The 21,527-nt window shown below is 73.0% G+C and carries 18 protein-coding genes; 7 read left to right on the top strand and 11 right to left on the bottom strand.

The annotated features are described in order from the left end of the window. Positions 1-58: 58 nt before the first annotated feature. Positions 59-1,012 carry a DUF559 domain-containing protein gene (locus GCE86_RS02585; protein ID WP_154225414.1) on the bottom strand — a complete coding sequence of 318 codons (954 nt, stop codon included), beginning with the start codon at positions 1,010-1,012 and terminating at the stop codon, positions 59-61. A gap of 113 nt (positions 1,013-1,125) precedes the next feature. Next, a complete protein-coding gene (locus GCE86_RS02580; protein WP_154225413.1) occupies positions 1,126-3,990 on the bottom strand; it encodes a glycoside hydrolase family 9 protein in 2,865 nt (954 codons plus the stop codon). 292 nt (positions 3,991-4,282) lie between these two features. Between GCE86_RS02580 and GCE86_RS31770 the strand changes: the two genes are divergently transcribed. From GCE86_RS31770 to GCE86_RS02565, 3 genes are all read left to right on the top strand, one after another. Next, complete coding sequence (locus GCE86_RS31770; RefSeq protein WP_163636812.1) at positions 4,283-5,065, top strand: LPXTG cell wall anchor domain-containing protein; 783 nt, start codon at positions 4,283-4,285, stop codon at positions 5,063-5,065. A gap of 99 nt (positions 5,066-5,164) precedes the next feature. Next, positions 5,165-5,689 carry an isochorismatase family protein gene (locus GCE86_RS02570; protein ID WP_154225412.1) on the top strand — a complete coding sequence of 175 codons (525 nt, stop codon included), beginning with the start codon at positions 5,165-5,167 and terminating at the stop codon, positions 5,687-5,689. 267 nt (positions 5,690-5,956) lie between these two features. After that, a complete protein-coding gene (locus GCE86_RS02565) occupies positions 5,957-7,522 on the top strand; it encodes an aldehyde dehydrogenase family protein (RefSeq protein WP_154225411.1) in 1,566 nt (521 codons plus the stop codon). A gap of 51 nt (positions 7,523-7,573) precedes the next feature. Here the strand turns inward: GCE86_RS02565 and GCE86_RS02560 are convergent, their stop codons facing one another. Both GCE86_RS02560 and GCE86_RS02555 read right to left on the bottom strand, forming a co-directional pair. After that, positions 7,574-8,650, bottom strand: coding sequence for a GNAT family N-acetyltransferase (locus GCE86_RS02560; RefSeq protein ID WP_154225410.1), 1,077 nt, complete (start codon positions 8,648-8,650; stop codon positions 7,574-7,576). Positions 8,651-8,730: 80 nt separating this feature from the next. Further along, positions 8,731-9,429: an ACT domain-containing protein gene (locus tag GCE86_RS02555; RefSeq protein WP_154225409.1), complete on the bottom strand. Its 699-nt coding sequence runs from the start codon at positions 9,427-9,429 to the stop codon at positions 8,731-8,733. Positions 9,430-9,579: 150 nt separating this feature from the next. On the opposite strand from GCE86_RS02555, the gene GCE86_RS02550 reads away from it, so the two are divergent. Both GCE86_RS02550 and GCE86_RS02545 read left to right on the top strand, forming a co-directional pair. After that, a complete protein-coding gene (locus GCE86_RS02550) occupies positions 9,580-10,653 on the top strand; it encodes a phosphotransferase family protein (RefSeq protein ID WP_154225408.1) in 1,074 nt (357 codons plus the stop codon). After that, a complete protein-coding gene (locus GCE86_RS02545) occupies positions 10,653-11,864 on the top strand; it encodes an acyl-CoA dehydrogenase family protein (protein ID WP_154225407.1) in 1,212 nt (403 codons plus the stop codon). The genes GCE86_RS02550 and GCE86_RS02545 overlap by 1 nt, the downstream gene beginning before the upstream one ends. 5 nt (positions 11,865-11,869) lie before the next feature. On the opposite strand, the gene GCE86_RS02540 is transcribed toward GCE86_RS02545, so the two are convergent. From GCE86_RS02540 to GCE86_RS02515, 6 genes are all read right to left on the bottom strand, one after another. Beyond that, positions 11,870-12,916 (bottom strand): LacI family DNA-binding transcriptional regulator, encoded by a 1,047-nt coding sequence (locus tag GCE86_RS02540; RefSeq protein ID WP_154225406.1) that lies wholly within the window; start codon positions 12,914-12,916, stop codon positions 11,870-11,872. An 82-nt stretch (positions 12,917-12,998) separates the two neighbouring features. Continuing rightward, positions 12,999-14,432: a GH1 family beta-glucosidase gene (locus GCE86_RS02535; RefSeq protein WP_154225405.1), complete on the bottom strand. Its 1,434-nt coding sequence runs from the start codon at positions 14,430-14,432 to the stop codon at positions 12,999-13,001. Further along, on the bottom strand, positions 14,429-15,286 hold the full coding sequence (locus GCE86_RS02530) for a carbohydrate ABC transporter permease (RefSeq protein WP_154230300.1): 858 nt from the start codon (positions 15,284-15,286) through the stop codon (positions 14,429-14,431). The genes GCE86_RS02535 and GCE86_RS02530 overlap by 4 nt, the downstream gene beginning before the upstream one ends. 41 nt (positions 15,287-15,327) lie before the next feature. Beyond that, a complete protein-coding gene (locus GCE86_RS02525) occupies positions 15,328-16,311 on the bottom strand; it encodes a carbohydrate ABC transporter permease (RefSeq protein ID WP_154225404.1) in 984 nt (327 codons plus the stop codon). A 129-nt stretch (positions 16,312-16,440) separates the two neighbouring features. Beyond that, positions 16,441-17,745: an ABC transporter substrate-binding protein gene (locus GCE86_RS02520; protein WP_239542790.1), complete on the bottom strand. Its 1,305-nt coding sequence runs from the start codon at positions 17,743-17,745 to the stop codon at positions 16,441-16,443. A gap of 250 nt (positions 17,746-17,995) precedes the next feature. Continuing rightward, on the bottom strand, positions 17,996-18,541 hold the full coding sequence (locus GCE86_RS02515; protein WP_154225402.1) for a plasmid pRiA4b ORF-3 family protein: 546 nt from the start codon (positions 18,539-18,541) through the stop codon (positions 17,996-17,998). Positions 18,542-18,691: 150 nt separating this feature from the next. Between GCE86_RS02515 and GCE86_RS02510 the strand changes: the two genes are divergently transcribed. Then, entirely contained in the window at positions 18,692-19,477 is a 786-nt protein-coding gene (locus GCE86_RS02510; protein ID WP_154225401.1) for a pyrimidine reductase family protein, read from the top strand. Between the two features lie 74 nt (positions 19,478-19,551). Here the strand turns inward: GCE86_RS02510 and GCE86_RS02505 are convergent, their stop codons facing one another. After that, a complete protein-coding gene (locus GCE86_RS02505) occupies positions 19,552-20,583 on the bottom strand; it encodes a sigma-70 family RNA polymerase sigma factor (RefSeq protein WP_208818064.1) in 1,032 nt (343 codons plus the stop codon). Positions 20,584-20,654: 71 nt separating this feature from the next. Here GCE86_RS02505 and GCE86_RS02500 point away from each other — a divergent pair, with 71 nt between their 5' ends. Next, positions 20,655-21,488: an alpha/beta fold hydrolase gene (locus GCE86_RS02500; protein WP_154225399.1), complete on the top strand. Its 834-nt coding sequence runs from the start codon at positions 20,655-20,657 to the stop codon at positions 21,486-21,488. Positions 21,489-21,527: the final 39 nt, after the last annotated feature.

Here is a 21,527-nt window from a genome sequence, read left to right as displayed (position 1 = left end):
CAGGTTGCCCCAGATCTTGGTGACTTTTCGTTCGAAACGAACGCCAACTCTCCAAGATTCACTTCTCGGGATGCCAGCCGGCGGCCCGGAGGGCGCGGCGGAGGGTGGCGGCCACCTCGTCGGGGTGGGCGCGGACCAGCCACGCGGGGAAGCGCAGGATGCGGTCGCCGGTGGTCCAGACGTCGTTCTGCCGGCGCATGTCGTCGGCCCACTGCCGGACGTCCATGTGGTGCGCGCCGTCGACCTCGACGTGCAACCGCCACTCCCGCCAGTAGGCGTCCAGCCAGCGGCGCCGGCCCGCCGCGTCCCGCCGATGATGCTGGAGGTCGGGCTCGGGGAGCCGGTACCGCCGGCACAGGGTGAGGAAGTTCAGCTCGGACAAGGCCTCCGCGCCGCCTGCGAGGTCGGCAAGGGTGCGCCGGATCAGGCGGCGACGCGGCGCGCGGGGCAGCACGTCGACCACCTCGGCCAGTTCCTCGGGCAGCACCCGCCGCTGCTGGCAGGCCGACGCCAGCACGAGTTGCGCCTCCTCGACGCCACGGGCCCACCCCGCGGCGTCCACCACGGCCCGGGCGGTCGTCGTCCGGGGCGGCCGGGCCAGCTGAAGGTGCGCCCCGGGAAGGATCGACGTGCGGTGCAGCACGACCGCGGGCATGTCGATCGGCAGCCGGCGCAGCAGTGTCGGGGCCTGCCGATCCGCCGGCACGAGGACGTGCAGCGGCTCCGCTCGCAGCCCCCGCACACCGGCCTCGGCGGCGGCAGTAGGGCCGGCCAGCACCGCACCCGGCCCGGCGGCCAGCACGCCGAGCCACAGCTGCTGGTCCCGGGTCAGCCGGCCGTTACCGGTGAGGAGAATCCCCCGGCACAGCGACCGCCAGCATCCGGAGCGGACGAGGCCGCGCACCACGCCCTCGCTCAACAGCCGGGTCGCCTGCGCGGTGGTGAGCACTCCCGCCTGTGCGAACGCCGCCCACTCCACCGCCGCGGCGCCGTCGCCCGAAAGAACCTTCACTCGCCCGACTCTGCCCCCGATCCCGCCGTCGCTCCGCCCCGTCCACAGGCCGGAAGCAGATCTTGGAGAGTTGCCGTTCGCCGGCGACGGCAACTGTCCAAGATCTCAACCGCTCAGGAGGTGGTGCAGGGGGAACCGTTGAGGGTGAACGTGGTGGGTTTCGGGTTGGCGCCGGTGTGGGTGCCGTTGAAGCCGAAGCTCGTCGACGCCCCCGGCGCCAGCGTGCCGTTGTAGGAGACGTTCGTGGCGGTCACCGCCGTACCGGTCTGGGTGAAGTTCGCCGACCAGCCCTGGCCCACCTTCTGCCCGCTGCTCGGGAACGTGAAGCCGAGCGTCCAGCCGTTGATCGCGCTGGTCCCGGTGTTGGTGACCGTGATGTTCGCGGTGAACCCGGTGTCCCAGCTGCTCGTCGTCCAGGTCACCGCGCAGCCGCCCGCGGCCGGCGGGTCCGCGGTGGTGACGGTGAGCCCCGGCGAGGCCGCGGAGACGTTGCCGGCCGCGTCCACGGCGACCACCGTGAAGGTGTACGCGGTGGCGGCGCTCAGCCCGGTGACGGCGAGGGTGGTCCCGGTGCTCGACCCGACGAGGACGTTCCCCGTCCGGTAGACCCGGTAGCCCGTGACGCCCACGTTGTCGGTGGCCGGGCCCCAGGCGAGGGTGAGTCCGGTCGGGCCGATCGCCGAGGCGGTGGGCGTGCCCGGGGCGGTGGGCGGGGTGGTGTCCGGCGCCGGGGCGGCCGGGGTGGTCACGGTGAGGGCGGGCGAGGCCGCCGACCGGTTGCCGGCGCCGTCGCGGGCGCGCACGGTGAACTGGTACGTCCGCTCGGGCAGCAGCCCGGTCACCGCGAGGGTGTTGCCCGGGGCGTCGGTGAGCACGAGCGCGTCGCTGCCGGCCTGCGCCCGGGTGACCTCGTAACCGGCCAGGCCGCTGCCGCCGGTGTCGGTGGAGGCGGGCCAGGTCAGGGTGAGGCCGGTGGCGGTGACGGCCGAGGCGACCGGGGTGCCCGGCACGGTCGGCGCGGTGGTGTCCGGGGTGGCCGGTCCGGGCTCGTCGCCCCACACCCGAGTCCCGCCGGAGTAGAGCGGCACCTTCCGGTTGGGACCGGCGGTGGTCTGGTACGACGGGTCGTTGGTCGGGTCCCAGGTGCCGCCCTCCGGCACGCCGACCTTGAACTGCACCTCCATCCGGTGCTGCGACTGCCCGGCCGGCGCGATCGTCCAGCCGGTGCAGTCGACCTCGACGTACCAGATGTCGGCGGAGAACTGCTTGGCCGTGGTGGGCGACGGGCAGCCCTGGGTGTAGCCGGGGGTGACCTGCACGGGGCCGGTGCCGTCGGGGCGGAAGTAGTAGCGGAACTTCGCGGTGGTCAGCGCCCGTGCCGGGAAGGCCGACTTGTTGTAGATGATCGCCTTGAGCCCGGTGGCGCGGGGTTCGGCCTGCATCACCGTGGTCTCCACGGTCAGCTCGTCCAGGTCGGGCTGTTCGGCGGTCGGGAAGCCGGCGAGCGGGCTGCCGCCGTACTCGGTGACCAGCCGGGCCAGGGCGGAGGTGAAGCCGGCGTTGTAGTCGGTGGCGACCTCGTTCATGACGTAGTCGGAACGGCTGTCGGTGTAGGCGTCGTTGGCCGAGGACGGCCCGCCGACCAGCGCGCCGTAGAGCACGTGCCGGGTCTCGGTGGGCACGGTCTGGCTGTCCCACCAGGAGCCGTGGGCGGTGCGGTGGTGCGGGTTCTTCGGCGCGTTCGCCCCGAAGCCGATGACGTAGCTGGAGTTGCGCGGGTTCTCGCCGAGCGCGTAGTTGATCTGCCGGACGGCGAAGTCGTGGTAGCGGGCCTTGCGCGTGGCGTCGGGGGTCCGGTCGCTGTAGACCAGCGCGGCGAAGGCGGTGTTGGCGGCGTACCGCAGCGCGCCCCAGGAGTCGAGGACGGCCATGCCGCCGGGCGAGTAGTTCACGCGGGAGCCGTTGACGCCGACGGTCCACCAGTCGAGCCAGCGGTTGGCGTCGTCGACGTACTTCTGCTTGCCGGTCAGGTTGGCCAGCAGCACGTACGTGCCGAACTGCTTGTTGTCCCAGGCGATGGTCCACTTGTAGGAGCGGGTGGTGGACTGCGGCTCGGTGCCGAGCTTGTCGTACTCGCTCTCCGCCTTGGTGAGGTAGGCGGCGTCGCCGGTGGCGCGGTAGAGCCAGACGGCGCCCCAGACCAACTCGTCCTGCCACCCGCTCCAGGACCGGTAGAAGCTGGTCGCATCGGTGATGCACTCGTGGTAGCTCTTCCGCACCGTGTCGGCGAAGGTGTAGAGCTGCTTCGCGTGGCCGAGCAGCTTGTCGGCGTAGGCGGCGTCGGTCGGCCGGAAGACCATCGACGAGGCGGCCATGGCGGCCGCCGTCTCCCCCGCCAGGTCCGCGCCGCCACAGCTCGCATCGATCTTGTACGCGGGCCGCGCCATCGGCAGCACCTCGGCCGGTCCCCACCACTTGTGGTCGTCGTCGCCCTTGCCGACCTGTCCGTAGAGGACGTTCGGTGCGGGGTGCGCCTTGACGAACCAGTCGTTGACCCAGCGCAGGTTGTTCAGGAGATGCGGGAGCTGGCCGGAGGCGGCGTAGCCGTCCCGGTACTCGACCGCGCCCCAGGCCAGCATGGTGGCGCTGAACGCCATGGGGAAGCCGAACTTCACGTGGTCACCGGCGTCGTACCAGCCGCCGGTGAGATCGAGGCCGACGTCCGCGCCGTCGGTGAGCGCCGAGTCGCCCCGCCAGGAGACCCGGTTCCAGGCGGGCTTCTTCCCGGACTGCTGCGCCTCGTAGAAGAACAGCGACTTCTGCAGCGCCTCGGAGTAGTTGAAGGCGGGCGCGGCGACGGCCGGTGCGGGTGGCGGGACGGCGACGGCCGCGGCCAGGCCGGCGGCCAGCGCGGCGCCGGCGACGAGCAACCTGCGGAGCCGGGACGGGCCACGAGGTGGCGGGGTGGGACGGGGCATGGCGAGCTCCTGTGGGTGGCGGTGGCGGGGTGAGCCGGTGAAGCGCGGGAGCGCTCCCATGGATAATCGACAATGTAATGTCGGCACCGCCGGTTGTGAAGACCGCTCCGCGCCGGGAACGGCGCAGCGTCGAGCGGCACTTCCGCGTTACGTCGACACGCCTGGAAAGTGGCCCCGATTTCGTTCACCTGAGGCCACATCCGTGCAGGTCAGACCGTTCGTCCGATGTCGCCGGACGAGTGCCGGTATGCGATCATGTGCCGTCCCCTCTCCCGAACTCGGAGGATTCCTCATGCCACAGCGTCGGCACGTGGCGCGCGCGGCCCTCACCGCAGCCGCCGCCACGGCCATGCTCGGGCTGGTGGCCGCCCCCGCCTGGGCCACCGGCAACCCGCACAACCCCAAGGGCGACAACGGCACCGTCAAGATCGACGGCACGCCCTTCTCCGACAAGGTCGACAACCAGCCGCACGTCACCTGCGAGTTCGAGCTGGAGTTCTTCAACTTCGACCAGGACCAGAAGGCGAACATCACCCTCTGGGCGCAGGCGCCGTCGGCCACGCCGAAGGACAAGGTCGTCTGGTCGAAGAAGGACGTCGTGATCAGCACCGACCCGGCCTCCGGCGCGGAGAACGACCACGACGAGGTCATCAAGCTCTCCTCCAAGGACCTCGACCTGACCGGGCTGAGCCTGCACCCGAAGCAGGGCTACCACCTCAAGCTCGACGTGGACCTCACCGACGGCAAGGCGTTCGACGACAAGCACAAGGTCTTCTGGCTGAAGCCGTGCGAGTCGTCGCAGAGCCCGACGCCGACCCCGTCCACCCCGGGCGAGGAGACGCCGACCCCGACGCCGGGCGGCTCGGAGAACCCGTCCGAGAACCCGTCGGGCACCCCGGCGCCCGGCACCTCGGCCGGCGGCGGCCAGGGTGGCGGCAGCGGCACCGAGGGCGGCCTTCCGCTCACCGGCGTGGCCGCGACCAGCATCTCGCTCACCGGCCTCGCTCTGATCGGCGGCGGTGTCCTGCTGATGGCGCTGCGGCGCCGCCGGGACCGGATCACCTTCACGAGCTGACCCGGACAACGGCGCGGAGCCGGCCGTCGGACCCCGGTCCGGCGGCCGGCTCCGCCGTTCGGGGCAGCCGCGGCGACCCCAGCTCGATATGATCTTGAGGTGGATGCTCTCGACCCCACCCGCACCGCCGTCGTCCTGATCGACCTCCAGCGGCGCATCGTGGACCTGCCGACCGCCCCGCACAGCGGCCCGGAGGTGGTCGCGCGCTGCCTCGCCCTCGCCGAGGCGGGGCGCGCCGCCGGCGCCACCGTCGTGGTGGTGCGCGTCGACCGGCCCGGCCCCGATCCGCAGCCGCCGGGGAGCGAACTGCTGCCCGAGGTCGCGCCCCGCGACGGCGACGTGGCGGTGGTCAAGCACACCTGGGGCGCCTTCCACGAGACCGGGCTCGACGCCGCGCTGCGGGCACGCGGGGTGGACACCCTGGTGATCGGCGGGATCGCCACCAACTTCGGCGTGGAGCAGACGGCCCGGATCGGTGACGAGATCGGCTACCGGGTGGTGCTGCCGCACGACGCCATGTCCGGGTTGGACGCGTACGCCCACGAGTTCGCCGTCGACTACGTCTTCCGCCGGCTCGGCACCGTCTGCACGACCGCCGAGGCGATCGCCGCGCTGCGCGGTTGAACCGGCCGGCGGCGTGCGCCGTACTGACGGGTAACCCGGTCGACGCCGCCCGGAGCTGAATCACATCATTGACGGACTTCTACACCCTTCCCGCGTACCCCCAGGTCAAGCTGGTGCCGGTCGGGCCGCGACGTGTCGCGGCGGCGGGACGGGCGTCCTGGCATACGAGCGTACGGTTGCCCGCCCGCTCGGCCGCGCGGGACAGTACGCGACACCAGCGGTGCCATCGACGCCGCCGCTCCCCCGGACAACCCTGAGGAGATCGCGATGGCTCTCAGACTCGCCGACGGCACCTCCTGGTCCGACACGCTCGCCCGCGCGGTGGCCGCCACCCCGGAGGCCTTCGGCACCGCGGCCGACGGCATCACCACCCTGCACAACCTGGTCGAGGGCGGGTGGCGGGCGGTCGGCGCGCCGGCACCGGTACGCACCCCGGTCGACAACACCGTGCTGGTCAACCTGGCCCGCCTCGACGCCGAGTCGGCACGCGCCGCGGTCGCGCACGCCGCCGCCGCGCACCGGGAGTGGGCGCAGACCCCGCTCGCCGAGCGCAAGGCCCGGGTCGACGACGCCCTGGACGCGCTGACCGCCCACCGGGACCTGCTCGCCCTCCTGCTGGTCTGGGAGATCGGCAAGCCGTGGCGGCTGGCCTGCGCCGACGTCGACCGCGCGCTGGACGGTGTGCGCTGGTACGTGCAGGAGATCGACCGGATGCTCGCCGACGGCCGCGAGCCGCTGCCGGGCCCGGTCAGCAACATCGCCTCGTGGAACTACCCCATGAGCGTGCTCGTGCACGCCGAGCTGGTGCAGCTGCTCGCCGGCAACGCCGTGATCGCCAAGACCCCGTCGCAGGGCGGCGCGGTCTGCCTCACCGTGGCGCACGCGCTCATGCGCCGCGCCGGGCTGCCCGCGACCCTGCTCTCCGGCAGCGGCGAGGAGCTCTCCGAGGTGCTGGTCCGCGCACCGGAGATCGGCGCCGTGGCGTTCGTGGGCGGGCGCTCCAACGGCGGCAAGGTGGCCGCGGCGCTGCTCGACTCCGACAAGCGGCACTTCATCGAGCAGGAAGGGCTCAACGCGTGGGGCATCTGGAACTTCTCCCAGTGGGACCTGCTCGCCGCGCACCTGAAGAAGGGCTTCGAGTACGGCAAGCAGCGCTGCACCGCGTACCCGCGGTTCGTGGTGCAGCGCGACCTGGTCGACGAGTTCCTCGACATGTACCTGCCGGTGGTGCGCTCCGTCCGGTTCGGACACCCGCTGGCCGTGGCCGACGACTGGTCGGCCGGTGACCCGCTGCCCGAGCTGGACTTCGGCCCGCTGATCAGCGCGGCCAAGGCCGAGGAGCTGCGCCGCAAGGTCGACGAGGCGGTCCGCGGCGGGGCGGTGCCCCTGCACCGGGGCAAGCTCGACGGCGCGCCCTTCCTCGACGGGCAGGACACCTCGGCGTACGTGGCGCCGGCGGTGCTGCTGGCCCCGCCCGGCCGGTCCCGGCTCATGCACGCCGAGCCGTTCGGCCCGGTGGACACCATCGTCGTGGTGGACACCACCGACGAGTTGCTGGCCCAGATGAACGCCTCCAACGGCGCTCTCGTCGCCTCCCTGGCCTGCGACGACGAGGAGCTGGCCGGCAAGCTCGCGGTCGACCTCCAGGCGTTCAAGGTGGGGATCAACAAGCCCCGCTCCCGGGGCGACCGGGAGGAGCCGTTCGGCGGCCGGGGCGCGTCCTGGAAGGGCGCCTTCGTCGGCGGCGACCTGCTGGTGCAGGCGGTCACCGTGGGCGGCGACGGCCGGCTCTACGGCAACTTCCCGGACTACAGCAGCTACCCGGCGACCTGACCGGGGCGGGCAGGGCCCCCGCACCGGGGGCCCTGCCGGGTCACCGTGACGTCAGGACGACCGCCGCGCCCGCACGGTCACGTCCGCCTGCCCCGGCACCCGGGCCGGGCCCGGCGCCAGCGGCACCGTCACGGTCACCACGCCGCCGTCCCGCTGCACCGTCGTGGGCCGGTCCAACCGGCGTACGGTGCGCAGCATCGGGGTGTTCTCGGCCTGCACGTGCAGCAGCACGGCCGCGTAGCCGGCCCGGTCGGCGTGCCCGAGCAGGCGCCGCAGCAGGGCCGAGCCGAGGCCCCGGCGCTGCCAGTCGTCCCGCACCAGCAGCGCCGCCTCCGCCTCGTCCCCCTCGCCGAGAAGGTTGGCCATCGCGACCACGGGCGCCCCGGCCCCACCGGCCGTGGCGACCAGGGTCAGCCCCCGCGCCGGTTCGAGGAGCCGCCGCAGCCGGGCCGACGCCGGCTGCGCCCCGCTCAGGTAGCGCCGCCGTCGGCTCCGGTCCGAGCACCCCGCGTGCAGCTCCAGCACGCCCGGCAGGTCGTCGGCGGTGGCCGGCCGCACCGGCACCTCGGCCGTGTCCGGCAGCACCAGGGTGACCCGGTCGGCGTCCCGGCGGGCCACCGTGGCGGCCAGCTCGACCAGGGCCTGGGCGCGGGCGTACTCGGCCGGGGTGAAGGTGGGCTCCCGCCGGCGCAGCTCGTACGAGCCGCCGGCCGGGTCGGCCAGCAGCATCGTGGTGTCGTCGACCCCGCCCGGCGGGGCGGCCGCTGTCGGCCGCCAGGTCACCGCGTCCGCGCCGAGCAGGACGCGCAGTGTCTCACCGGCCGCGTCCGGGTCCCGGACCAGCCGGCCGGCCAGGCCGAGCACCCGGGTGGGCTGGTCGGCCAGACCGCGCGCCTCGCTGCGCGCGACCCAGCAGTTCCGCCCGCGCCCCCGTTCGACGGCCGCCCGCAGGTCCGCCTCGGTGAGCCGGTCGGGCGCGTCGACCAGGAAGTCGTCGACCGCCCCCAGCTCGGTGGTGTGGACCTGCACGGTGAGGATGTTGACCCCACGCAACGCGAGGCTCGCCGTGAGCACCGACAGGTAGCCCGGCCGGTCGTCCACGGTGGCACGGATCCGCCACAGCGCCATGGTTCGCTCCCTTCCTCACCACCGACCCTGCCGGGTGCCTGTTGCGCCCCCGTTGCCCACGGGTGAAACGGCGGGACCGGTCAGGTGATGGTGGTCACGGGCGGGGCGCCGACCAGGTCGAGCCGGTCGCCGAGGATCACCGCGCCGGCCCGGACGAGCTGGGCGAGCCGGTCCACCTCGGTCGAGTGGAACGCGGCCGCGGCGAGCGGCTCGCTGTGGTCGCGCGCCACCACGAGCACCAGGCCGGCCCGGCCGAACGGCGCGACCGCGTAGTGGTGGCCGTCGGGCGTGGTCATCGACCGGGCGCGCAGCGGCGTCACCTCCGGCAGCCGGGGCGGGACCGGGGCGCGCCAGCTCGCGTGGCCGACCGTCGCCCCGCCGCTGCCGCGCGCGGCCCAGTCCAGCGGTACGACCGCGGCCACCGCCCAGTCCGCGGCCAGCAGCCCGGGCACCGCGTCGACCAGCGTGGCGACGCCGTCGGCCGGGTTCGCCGCGACCTGGGCGAGCAGCTCGGCGTCCTGACCCGTGGTGGTCGGTGCGCCGATCGCCCGCCACACCCCGTCCACCCGGACGCCCGGGATCGCGGCCAGCCCGGCGAGCAGGCGCTCCACCCGTGCCGTACCCGGCCAGACGACGGTGAAGTCGTCCACCGCCCGGCCGCCGAGCCGTTCCAGCACCACCACCTGGACGATGTCGGCGCCGGAGACGCCGAGCGTCCGGGCCACCTGGCCGAGCGTGCCCGGCCGGTCGGGCAGGGTCACCCGCACTCGCAGCAGCATGTCTGGTCCCTCCGCTCGGCGGGCCGGCCGTGGCGGCCGGCAGGCTGGGCCCCAGCCTGCCGGTTGACCATTTCGCCCCCGTTGCAGCGGCATGTCCCGCCGGGAACATCCCACCTTGACAACAAAGCTGAGCTGCCATCAACTAACCGGATGACCGATCCGGCCGTCGACGCACCGCAGACCCCGACCGGTCCGGCCCCGCCGGGCCTCGACCTCGACCGGCTCGCCACCTACCTGGCCGCGCACCGGCCGGAGCTGGCCGGGCCGCTGTCCGCGCGGTTGATCGCCGGGGGCAAGTCCAACCTGACCTACCTGCTGCGCGCCGGCGACCGCGAGGTGGTGCTGCGCCGGCCGCCGCTCGGGCACGTGCTGGCCACGGCGCACGACATGGTCCGGGAGTACCGGGTGATCTCCGCGCTGGCCCCCACCGCGGTGCCGGTGCCCGAGGCGCTGCTGCTCTGCGCCGACCCCGAGGTGATCGGCGCGCCGTTCTACCTCATGGAGAAGGTCGACGGCGAGGTCTACCGGCGGCGGGAGCAGACCGACGCGCTCACCGCCGGCCAGCGGCGCGACCTGGCCATGGCGATGATGGACACCCTCGCCGAGCTGCACATGGTCGAGCCGGCCGCGGTCGGGCTGGCCGACTTCGGCCGTCCCGACGGCTACCTGGCCCGGCAGGTCCGCCGCTGGGCCGGCCAGCTCGACCGTTCCCGCAGCCGCCCGCTGCCCGGCATCGACGAGCTGCGCGACGCGCTCGCCGGCAGCGTCCCGGAGGGCGCGAACGCCGGGCGGATCGTGCACGGCGACTACCGGCTGGACAACCTGCTCGCCACGGTCGAGCCGGTGGCGGTGCGGGCGGTGCTGGACTGGGAGATGGCCACCCTCGGCGACCCGCTCGCCGACCTGGGGCTGCTGCTCACCTACTGGGACGTGCTGGGCGACAGCGACAGCGCCGAGGGCAACCCGGTGGCCGACGGCATCGGCCCGCGGGCCGGCTTCCCCACCGGCGCCGAGCTGATCGACCGGTACGCCGGCCGCAGCGACGTCGACGTCGGGCCGCTGCACTGGCACGTGGCGCTCGGCTGCTTCAAGCTCGCGGTGATCTGTGAGGGCATCCACTACCGGCACACCCTCGGTCAGACGCTCGGCGGCGGCTTCGACCGGATCGGTGAGATGGTGGCGCCGCTGGTCGAGCACGGCCTGCGGGCCGCGAAGGGGAACTGATGGACTTCGCGTACGACGCCCGGACGGTCGAGCTGCGCGAGAAGCTCGACGCGTTCCTCACCGAATGCGTCTACCCGGCCGAGCCGGTGCACCACGAGCAGGTGCTCGCGGCCGGTGACCCGTGGGCCCGCCCGCCCGTGCTGGCGGAGCTGAAGGCCGAGGCCCGCGCCCGTGGGCTGTGGAACCTCTTCCTGCCCGACCGCCGCTACGGCGCCGGGCTCACCAACCTCCAGTACGCGCCGCTGGCCGAGCTGACCGGGCGCAGCCCGCACCTGGCCCCGGAGGCGCTGAACTGCGCCGCACCGGACACCGGCAACATGGAGCTGCTGGCCGAGTTCGGCTCCGAGGCGCAGCGGGAGCGCTGGCTCACGCCGTTGCTGGCCGGCGAGATCCGGTCGGCGTTCTGCATGACCGAGCCCGAGGTGGCCTCCTCCGACGCCACCAACATCGGCACCCGCATCGTCCGCGACGGCGACGGGTACGTGGTCAACGGCCGCAAGTGGTGGTCGTCCGGTGCCATGGACCCGCGCTGCGAGATCTTCATCGTGATGGGCAAGACCGACCCGGGCGCCGACCGGCACCGCCAGCAGAGCATGATCCTGGTCCCCCGGGACACCCCGGGCGTGACGGTGCGCCGGGGCATGACCGTCTTCGGTTACACCGACGCCCCGCACGGCGGGCACGCCGAGATCGACTTCACCGACGTGCGGGTGCCGAGGGAGAACCTGGTCGGCGCCGAGGGGGCCGGCTTCGCCATCGCCCAGGCCCGGCTCGGGCCCGGGCGGATCCACCACTGCATGCGGCTGATCGGCATGGCGGAGCGGGCCCTGGAGCTGCTCTGCCGGCGGGCCGCCGCCCGGGTGGCGTTCGGCCGCCCGCTCGCCGAGCAGGGCGTGATCCGGGAGTGGATCGCCGAGTCCCGGGTCCGCATCGAGCAGGCGCGGCTGCTGGTGCTCAAGACCGCCTGGCTCATGGACACGGTCGGCAACAAGGGCGCGCACACCGAGATCCAGGCCATCAAGATCGCCACGCCGGCCATGGCCGAGTGGGTGATCGACAAGGCCATCCAGGGGCACGGCGCGGCCGGCGTCAGCCAGGACACCCCGCTCGCGGCCCTCTGGGCGCAGGCCCGCACCCTGCGGCTGGCCGACGGCCCGGACGAGGTGCACCGGGCGTCCCTGGCGAAGCGGGAACTGCGCCGCTGGTCCTGAGCGCCTCAGGCGGAGGCGCGGTGGATGAGCTTGGTGTCCAGCAGCACGTGCGGGCTGGGCAGTTCCTCGCCGCGGATCCGGGAGACCAGCAGCCGGGCCATCTGCCGGCCCATCTCCTCGACCGGCTGGAAGACCGTGGTCAGCGGCGGCTCGGCCTGCCGGGCGATCGGGGCGTCGTCGAAGCCGATCACCGCCACGTCCTCGGGCACCCGGCGACCCGCCTCGCGCAGCGCCCGGAGCGCGCCGAAGGCCATCAGGTCGGAGGCCACGAAGACGGCGTCCAGGTCCGGGCAGACCTCCAGCAGCCGGCGCATGCACGCCGTGCCGCTGCCCTCGCTGAAGTCCCCGTACGCGATGAGGTCCGGGTTGAGGTCGACGCCCGCGGCCCGGACCGCCTCCTTGTAGCCGGACAGCCGGGCCAGGCCGGCGCCCATGTCCTGGGTGCCGGCGATGGTGGCGACCCGGCGCCGGCCGTGGGCGAACAGGTGCTCCACGGCCTGCCGGGCGCCGCCGACGTTGTCCACGTCGACGAACCAGGCCGGCTGGGCGTTCGGGTGCAGCATCCGGGCCGGCCGGCCGCCGAGCACGGTGGGCAGGCCGCGCTCCTCCAGCAGGGTGGGCAGCGGGTCCGCGTCGTGCAGCGAGAGCAGCAGTACGCCGTCGACGTGCTGGTTGGTGAGGTGGTGCTCGACGCGTTCCCGCTCGATCTGCGTCTGCGCCATGGCCAGCCAGAGCTGCATCGGGGTCTCCAGCAGCGCGGAGCTGACGCCCCGGACGATGCCGGCGAAGAACGGCTCGGTGAAGACCCGCTCGCCCGACTCGGAGACCACCAGCGCCACCGAGTCGGTCCGCTGGGTGACCAGCGCCCGGGCCGCCCGGTTGGGCACGTACCCCAGCTCGGCGATGGCCGCCTGGACGGCGGCCCGGGCCTCCGGGCTGACCTGCGGCGAGCCGTTGACCACGCGGGAGACCGTGCCGCGCCCGACGCCGGCGCGGGCCGCGACCGCGTCGAGGGTCGGGCGCCCGAGCGACCGCGTGCGCTGCGTTGTCATCGTCTGTGCTCCTCCGACATCGGGCGGGCCCGGCACCTGGTGAGGCGCCGGCGCCGGGCCGCCCGTCACTGGCTGGCCCAGCCTATTGTGCGGCCAGGCCGTTGCGTCGGATCACATCGGCGTACCACCGCGCGCTGGACTTCGGGATCCGGGCCTGGCTGTCGTAGTCGACGTAGACCATGCCGAAGCGCTTCGTGTAGCCCCACGCCCACTCGAAGTTGTCGATGAGCGACCAGGCGAAGTAGCCCTTGAGGGGCACCCCCGCGCTGATGGCGGCGTGCGCGGCGCGCAGGTGCGCGTCGAAGTACGCCAGCCGGTCCGGGTCGTCGACCTGGCCGTCGACCACCGCGTCGACGAACGCGGAGCCGTTCTCGGTGACGTAGAGCGGCAGGTCCGTATAGTCGAGGTGGACCCGCTCCAGCGTCTCCACCAGGCCGGGAGCGTCGATCTCCCAGCCCATGTCGGTCACCGGGACGCCCCGCGTGACGAACCGGACGTCCGGGCTGCCGGGCCAGCACGAGGGTGCCCGCCAGTACGCCTCCGCCGCCGGGGTCTCCGACGGCGCGGCGACCACGTACCGGCTGTAGTAGTTGACACCCACCATGTCCAGCGGGGTCGAGATGACGGCCAGGTCGCCGTCCCGGACGTGCCCGAAGTCGGTGACCCGGCGCAGGTCGGCGACGAGGTCCGCCGGGTACGCGCCGCGCAGCACCGGGTCGAGGAAGAACCGGTTGGCCAGCGCGTCGATCCGGCGGGCGGCGTCGGCGTCCGCCGGCGAGTCGGTGGCCGGCGTGACCGGGTAGAGGTTGACCGTGATGCCGAGCTGCGCGTCCGGGCGGGAGGCCCGCAGCGCCTGCACGGCCAGCCCGTGCCCGAGCATGAGGTGGTGCCCGGCCCGGACGGCGTCCGCCCCGTCCGACCGCCCGGGCGCGTGCACGCCGGAGCCGTAGCCGAGGAAGGCCGAGCACCACGGCTCGTTGAAGGTGGTGAAGTACTTCACCCGGTCGCCGAGGGCGTCGGCGACCAGCTGGGCGTAGTCGGCGAACCGGCCGGCGGTGTCCCGGGCCGGCCAGCCGCCCGCGTCCTCCAGCGGCTGGGGCAGGTCCCAGTGGTAGAGGGTCAGCCAGGGCTCGATGCCGTGACCCAGCAGCTCGTCCACCAGCCGCTGGTAGAAGTCCATCCCCTCCGCGTTGACCGCCCCGCTGCCGCCGGGCTGCACCCGGGGCCAGGAGACGGAGAAGCGGTAGGACTTCAACCCCAGGTCGGCCATCAGCCGCACGTCGTCGGGCATCCGGTGGTAGTGGTCGCAGGCCACGTCGCCGGTGTGGCCCGCCACCGTCCGCCCCTCGGTGTGGCTGAAGGTGTCCCAGATCGACGGGGTGCGGCCGCCCTCGCTCGCCGCGCCCTCGATCTGGTACGCGGCGGTCGCCGCGCCCCAGAGGAAGCCGGGCGGGAAGGTGGCTGCCGCGCCCTGGTCGAGGACTCCGACGGCGGGCGGGCTGGCTGGGTTGCTCACGACTTGACGGCGCCTTCCATGATTCCGCCGATGATCTGGCGGCCGAAGATGATGAACACGATCAACAGTGGCAGGGTCGCCAGCGCGGTACCAGCAAAGAGTGCCACGTAATCCGTCTGGTACAGCCCGGACGAGAGGATCTTCAGGGAGTACTGCACCGTCGGCGTGTCCGGGGTCAGCACGATGAACGGCCAGAGGAACTCGTTCCAGGTCTGCATGAAGGTCAGCAGGCCGAGCACCGCCGCCGCCGGCCGCAGCGCGGGCAGCACCACGTTCCAGTAGATCCGCCACGTGGAGCAGCCGTCGAGCCGGGCCGCCTCGATCAGCTCGTCGCTGATCGCGGACATCGCGTACTGGCGCATCATGAACACGCCGAAGCCCTGCACCAGGAACGGCACGATGACCGCCTGCAGGGTGCCCGTCCAGCCGAGTTCCACCATCATCAGGTAGAGCGGGATGACACCGAGCTGGGTCGGCACCATCATGGTCATGATGATGATCAGCAGCAGCGCGTTGCTGCCCCGGAACTTGAGCTTGGCGAAGGCGAAGCCGGCCAGGCTGGAGAAGAAGATCACCGAGATGGTGACGACGGTCGACACGACGGCCGAGTTGACCAGGCCGTAGACGAACGCGGCGTCGTCGTTGGCGAGCATCCGGTCGATGTTGGTGAACAGCTGGTCGCCGGGGGTCGGCGGCATCTCGTAGACCGCGCTGTTGTCCCGCGAAGCGATGATGAACGACCAGATGATCGGAAAGACCGACAGGACGCCGCCGAGGATGAGCGCGAGGTAGGTCAGCGGGCTGGCCTGCCAGAGCTGGGCACCGGGGAGCCGGCCGCGGTTGCGGGGCGCCACCGGAGACGGGGCGACCGAGCGGGGAAGGGTGCGCGTGGTGGTCACTTCTTGTCCCCCTTCACCGACCGGCGTACCAGCGCGAAGTTGATCAGCGCGAAGATGATGATCATCATGAAGAGCAGCCAGGACATCGCGGAGCCGTACCCGTACTCGGAGTTCCCGGTGAAGGTCTTCTCGTAGATGTACATGGCCAGGGTCTGGAACTGGTGGTCCACCCCGCCGCGGACCAGGCCGTTGCCGTACATCAGGGGCTCGGTGAAGATCTGGAAGCCACCGATGGTGGAGATGATGATCGTGAAGAGGATCGTCGGCCGGATCAGCGGCACGGTGATCGCCCAGAACTGCCGCCAGGTCGAGGCCCCGTCCAGCGACGCCGACTCGTACAGGTCCTTCGGGATGGCCTGCATGGCACCGAGGTAGATCAGCGCGTTGTAGCCGGTCCACCGCCAGTCGACCATGAAGGCGATGGCGAACCAGGAGGCGAAGCGGTTGTCCCGCCAGGCGATGGGGTCGAATCCCACCGTGCCGAGCAACCAGTTGATGAGGCCGTACCGGTCCGCGAAGATCAGCGCGAAGATGATGCCGACCGCGGCCACCGAGGTGATGTTGGGGATGACCACACCCATCCGCAGCAGCGTGCGTGCCTTCATCTGCCGGTTCAGCAGGTTGGCGAGCATCAGCGCCACGATGAGCTGCGGCACGGTGCTGAGCACGAAGATGCCGAGGGTGTTGTAGGCCGCGTTCCAGAACTGGGCGTCCTGCATCAGGAGGTGGTAGTTCTCCAGCCCCACGAATTCCCTGGTCCCGCTCAGCAGCTCGTAGTCGAAGAGCGAGACGTAGACCGTGTACAGGACCGGGAACAGGCCGAAGACTCCGAAGAGGACGAAGAACGGGGCCACGTAGAGGTACGGGGAGTACTTGAGGTCCCAGCGGCCGAGCCGGTACGTCCGGCGGCGGTGCAGCGGGGCGGGCGGAGGCGGCGAGCCGGCGCGCGATGGTGGCACCGCGCGGACAGTAGAACTCATTGCAGGTCCTTCCGGGAGGTGGGACGGCGGCGACCTCGCCGCGGCGCCCACACCCGTGGGCCGGGTGTGGGCGCCGCCGCCGAGCCCACGGGCAGCGATTCCCCGTGGGCTCGGCCGGTCACCGGCGACTCAGCTGGTCGCCTTCTTGGCCTCGTCCACCGCCTTCTTCCAGGCGGCATCCGAACTGAGCCGGCCACGCTCGGCCGCCTGCATCTGCGGCTCGAAGATGGTCTCCCAGACCTGCTGGTGCTTGGCACCGAGGAAGACGGGCTTCATGTTCTTGACGCTCTCACCGAAGATCTTGCCGGTGGGCGCGCCGCTGAAGTACTCGCTCGTCTTGTCCTTGAACGCCGGGTCCTCGAGGCCGGCGATGTCGGACGGCATGGCGCCCGCCTCCTTGAACGCCGCCAGGTGGCCCTCCTTGCTGGTCAGGTACTTGGCCAGCTCGTACGCCTCCTTCGGGTGCTTCGTCTGCGCCGGGACGGCCAGGTAGGAGCCACCCCAGTTGCCGCCGCCGCCGGGGATCTTGGCGATGTCCCACTTGCCGGAGTTCGCCGGGCCGGACTTCGGGGCGATGACACCCTCGGTCATCCACGACGGGCAGGGGAGGGTGGCGAACGCGGAGTTCTTGAAAGCCCCGTCCCAGTCGGCGCTCCACCGCTGGGTCTTGGCGGTCAGCCCGTCCTTGGCCATCTGCAGGCCCATGTCCCAGGTCTGCTTGATGACCGGGTTGGTGTCGCCGATGAACTTGTTGTCCTTGTCGAAGAAGAAGGTCTCCGAGTTCTGCATGACGTACGGCTGCATCAGGCTGGTGGCGCTGTCCAGCCAGGCGGCCTTGACCTTGCCGCTGGCCTTGAACTCCTTGCCCAGCGCGATGTAGTCCTGCCAGGTGCTGATCCGCTTCGAGACCTCGTCCCGGTCGGTGGGCAGACCGGCCTGCTGGAACAGGTCCTTGCGGTAGCACATGGCCAGGCCACCGACGTCGGTGCCGAGCGCGATCAGCTTCTTGCCGTCCGGCGTCAGGGCGTTGTTCCACTTCCACTCGGGGAAGTTGGCCTTCAGCTCACCGGCGCCCAGGTCGAGCAGGTTGGCGAACTTGTCGGGGTTCTGGACGTACCCGAACAGGACGCCCTCCTCCAGACCGACCACGTCGCCGGCACCGCTGCCCGCGGCGAGCCACTGCACCAGCTTCGGCTGGAAGTCGCGCAGCTCGCCCATCTTCTGGTGCTCGACCTTGATGTTCGGGTGCGCCGCCTCGAAGTCCTTGATGGCCTGGTCGTACCCGAAGTTCTGGAAGGTCTGCAGGACCAGCTTGACCTGGCCGCCCTCGCCGGTCGACCCCTCGTCGTCGTTCTTCTTGCTGCACCCGGCGCTGCCGAGAGCAAGGCCCGTGGCCAGCACGGCGGCCGCGGCAATCCGGAGGCGGCGCCTCATGACGCTCATCCCTGACCCCTCTCAGGTGGGTAACTCGTGTGGTGGGTTCTGACTCGCGACCGCCCGTCGGCCGGGCGGGTCGCATGGTGAGGCTCTGGTTCTGGGGCGCCGCCGCGACGATGTGGCTTGGGACACACGTCCGGGAGCGCTCCCATGAGATTGCCGGGACGTGTCAGGGGTGTCAATAGACCGATGGGAGCGTTCCCAGATCGTTACCGCGCCGACCCACGGCGCACCGCCGGAGACGCGGTCAGCAGAAGCGACGCAGCAGGGTGGTGGCCCGGTCGGCAGCGAAGAGATCCGGCTCGAAACCGGGGCCGGCCCACTCCCGCATCATCCCGTGCTCGGCGTGCCCGGGGTCGGCCAGCGCGGCCAGCAGGACGGCGTACCCCGCCGGGCCGCCCACGTCCTCCGGCGGGCAGGCCCGCTCCCCCTCGACACAGGCCGGGTAGCGCTCGTCCGGGTCCGCCGTGCACACGTCCTCGACCACCAGGTCGTGCTCCCACCAGTCCCCGAAGTCGTAGGTGTAGCGGAACCGGTCGCCCTTGCCCACCACCGCGTCCAGCCGGACGTCCAGCTCGTCGCGCAGCGCCAGCTCGCCGTCCGGGTCGGGCTCGCCGTACTGGCGGCCGTCGATGTCGAACGAGTGCAGGTGGCAGTCGCGCCAGCCCATCGCGTGCTGGACCACCCGGTGCAGCCGGTCCAGGGTGTAGCCGCCGGGGACCAGAACCCGCCGCCACACCGGCGGCCGGACCCCGGCGAGGGAGATCTTCAGTTGGAAGATCTGACGCGACATGCTGTCCCATCCTTCCCCGGCATAGGCTGCCCACATGATCTGCCGAGCGTGCCGGGAGCGACGGCACGACGACTGTCCTGGTCGGAAGTGGTGCGACTGCCAGCACCGTACCCCCGAACCGACCCCTCCGGTCACCGGTCCGGCCGGCGAATGAGCGTCGGAACACCGATCGAACGGATCTGGCCGGCACCCGTCACCGGGCCGCTGACCGACCCGGAGCTGACCGCGCTCTACGGCCGCGCCCCGCACCCGCACCTGCGGGTGAACTTCGTGGCCAGCGCCGACGGCGCGGTCACCCTGGACGGCTACTCCGCCGGGCTCTCCGGCGAGCCCGACAAGCGCGTCTTCGGCCTGCTGCGGATGCTCTGCGACGGGCTCGTGGTGGCCGCCGGCACGCTGCGCCACGAGGGCTACCGGGCGGTCCGGCTCGGCGAGGCGCGCCGCGCCTGGCGCCGCGAGCAGGGCCTCGCCGAATATCCGACCCTCGTGGTGGTCTCCGGCTCGCTGGACCTCGACCCGGCCCAGGCCTGCTTCGCCGACGCGCCGGTCCGGCCGCTCGTGCTCACCCGCGCGAACGCCGAGCCGCCGCCGGGGCTGACCGAGGTGGCCGACCTCGTCCGCTGCGGCACCGACCGGGTCGACCTGGCCGCCGGCCTGGCCGAGCTGCGCCGGCGCGGGCTCGACCAGCTGCTCTGCGAGGGCGGGCCGCAGCTGTTCGGCGCGCTCACCGCGGCCGACCTGGTGGACGAGCTGTGCCTGACCGTCGCGCCACTGCTCGCCGGGGCCGGCCCGGGCCGGATCACCGCCGGGGCCGGCAGCGCGCCCCGGCACCTGCCGCTGCGCCACGTGCTGGCCGCCGCCGACGGCGTGCTGATGCTGCGCTACGCCCGCGACCCCGGCGGGACACCGCCCGCCGGCGCCGCACCCGCCGCCTGACCGGGCGCCACACCGGAGGGGGTACGCGGGCAGCCTCCCACGGCCGGGGCCGGGTGGGCGGGCACCCCGCGGGGTCAGCGGGTCGGCGGCAGCGCGTCCGGCAGCCCGAACGCCGTGACGTGCGCCGCGCCCAGGAACGAGGTGATCCCGGCGATCCGGCCCTCCCGCAGCGTCAGCACGTTCACCGACCACGGGAGGTACGGGCCGGTCCCGGCCCGGCGCAGGTAGCCGGCGACGGCGGGCTGCCCGTTCGCGCCGACGGGCAGGTGCCGCCAGCTGCCGCACGGGCCGAGCGGCGCCGACCGGGCGAAGTCCAGCACGGCGGGGACGCCCCGGTACCAGTGCGGCATCGGTGGCATGGACCAGGTGACGTCCTCGGTGAGCAGGGCGACCAGGGCGTCCGCGTCACCGTTCTCCAGGGCCGCCGTGTAGCCGGTGACGACCTCCCGCAGCCGCACGTCGTCGAGCATCCGCAGGGTGCGCTGCTGGGTGGCGGCGGGAGCCCGCTGGGCGAGCACCCGGCGGGCCCGCGCGAGGGCCGAGTTCACCGACGTGGTCGAGGTGCCCAGCATGGCGGCGATCTCCGCGGCCGGGTAGCCGAGGACGTCGAAGAGCAGCAGCGCGGCCCGCTGGTTACCGGGCAGGTGCTGCACCGCGGCCACGAAGGCCAGCTCGACGGCCTCGCGCTGCTCGTACCGGGCACCGGGGGCGACGGGGCCGGCCGCGAGGCCGGTGTCCGGGTACGGGCCGAGCCAGGCGACGTCGTGGAGCGGACCGCTGTCGGTCACCGCCCGGTCGCTGGCCGGGCCGAGGTCGACCGGCAGGGCCCGCCGGGCGCGGCCGGCGATCGCGTCGAGGCAGACCCGGGTCGCCACGGTGTACAGCCACGACCGCAGCGAACCGTGCCCCGCGAAGGTCGGCAACCCGCGCCACGCCCGCAGCAGCGCGTCCTGGAGGGCGTCGTCGGCGTCGTGGACCGAGCCGAGCATCCGGTAGCAGTGGGCGTGCAGCTCCCGGCGCAGCGGCGCGACGAGCGCCGTGAAGGTGGCCTCGTCGGCCGGCGGCCGGTCCGCGGATCCGGCGGCGGCGGGAGAACTGACGCTCACACCGACGATTCTGCCGCAGCGCCGGAGTCAGGAAGGTGAACGGCTCACCCACCACGACTCCGGAGGACCCGATGAGCAGCATGTCGACCGCGTCCGTCACCACCGGCACCCTGGCGGTGCCCGACGGGCGGCTGTACTACGAGGTACGCGGGCACGGCCCGCTCGTGGCCCTGGTCGCCGCCCCGATGGACGCCGACGCCTTCGCCCCGCTGGCCGACCTGCTGGCCGCGGAGCACACGGTGCTGACCACCGACCCGCGCGGGATCCGCCGCAGCGTCCTGCACGACCCGCACCAGGACTCGACCCCCGAGCTGCGCGCCGACGACGTCGTCCGGCTCCTCGCCCACGTCGACGCGGGCCCGGCCGCCGTGCTCGGGTCCAGCGGCGGGGCGGTGACCGTCCTCGCCCTGGCCCAGGCGGCTCCCGCCGGGGTGCACACGGTCGTGGCGCACGAACCGCCGCTGCTCGGCCTGCTGCCGGACCGGGCCGAACTCCTGGCGAGCGAGGACGACATGATCGCCACCTACCGGGCCGGGGACCGGCTCGGCGCCGGGCGCAAGTTCCTCGCCGCGGCGAACATCCAGCTGCCGGAGGAGGTGGTCCTGGGCATGTTCGGCGGCGAGCCCGATCCGCAGGCGGCGGCCGACGAGCACTTCCAGTACCTGCACATGATCCGGGGAACCACCCGCTTCCGGCCCGACGTCGACGCCCTGCGCGACGGACCGGCCCGGATCGTCGTCGGACTCGGGGAGCGGTCGGCCGGCGAGGTCTGCGACCGCACCTCCCGGGCGCTCGCCGCGGCACTGGGCACGGCGCCGACGATGTTCCCGGGCGGGCACATCGGCTTCGTCGAGGACCCGCCGGCCTTCGCCGCGCGGCTGCGCGAGGTGCTCGCCGAGCGCTGAGGCGCCTCCGGCCGGGTCGGGCTGCGGCGTCTCGCGGAC

The organism is Micromonospora terminaliae (genome assembly GCF_009671205.1).
In the GTDB taxonomy this organism is placed as follows: Bacteria; Actinomycetota; Actinomycetes; order Mycobacteriales; family Micromonosporaceae; genus Micromonospora; species Micromonospora terminaliae.
The sequence above is the reverse complement of the archived record's forward strand: the minus strand, read 5'-3'. Positions and strand labels throughout refer to the sequence as shown.

What these genes read in the sequence shown, in the direction of transcription:
- GCE86_RS02580 (WP_154225413.1), bottom strand. Translation starts at nt 3,990, where the DNA reads ATGCCCCGTCCCACCCCGCCACCTCGTGGCCCGTCCCGGCTCCGCAGG.
- GCE86_RS31770 (WP_163636812.1), top strand. Translation starts at nt 4,283, where the DNA reads ATGCCACAGCGTCGGCACGTGGCGCGCGCGGCCCTCACCGCAGCCGCC.
- GCE86_RS02565 (WP_154225411.1), top strand. Translation starts at nt 5,957, where the DNA reads ATGGCTCTCAGACTCGCCGACGGCACCTCCTGGTCCGACACGCTCGCC.
- GCE86_RS02560 (WP_154225410.1), bottom strand. Translation starts at nt 8,650, where the DNA reads ATGGCGCTGTGGCGGATCCGTGCCACCGTGGACGACCGGCCGGGCTAC.
- GCE86_RS02555 (WP_154225409.1), bottom strand. Translation starts at nt 9,429, where the DNA reads ATGCTGCTGCGAGTGCGGGTGACCCTGCCCGACCGGCCGGGCACGCTC.
- GCE86_RS02550 (WP_154225408.1), top strand. Translation starts at nt 9,580, where the DNA reads ATGACCGATCCGGCCGTCGACGCACCGCAGACCCCGACCGGTCCGGCC.
- GCE86_RS02545 (WP_154225407.1), top strand. Translation starts at nt 10,653, where the DNA reads ATGGACTTCGCGTACGACGCCCGGACGGTCGAGCTGCGCGAGAAGCTC.
- GCE86_RS02540 (WP_154225406.1), bottom strand. Translation starts at nt 12,916, where the DNA reads ATGACAACGCAGCGCACGCGGTCGCTCGGGCGCCCGACCCTCGACGCG.
- GCE86_RS02525 (WP_154225404.1), bottom strand. Translation starts at nt 16,311, where the DNA reads ATGAGTTCTACTGTCCGCGCGGTGCCACCATCGCGCGCCGGCTCGCCG.
- GCE86_RS02520 (WP_239542790.1), bottom strand. Translation starts at nt 17,745, where the DNA reads ATGAGGCGCCGCCTCCGGATTGCCGCGGCCGCCGTGCTGGCCACGGGC.
- GCE86_RS02515 (WP_154225402.1), bottom strand. Translation starts at nt 18,541, where the DNA reads ATGTCGCGTCAGATCTTCCAACTGAAGATCTCCCTCGCCGGGGTCCGG.
- GCE86_RS02510 (WP_154225401.1), top strand. Translation starts at nt 18,692, where the DNA reads ATGAGCGTCGGAACACCGATCGAACGGATCTGGCCGGCACCCGTCACC.
- GCE86_RS02500 (WP_154225399.1), top strand. Translation starts at nt 20,655, where the DNA reads ATGAGCAGCATGTCGACCGCGTCCGTCACCACCGGCACCCTGGCGGTG.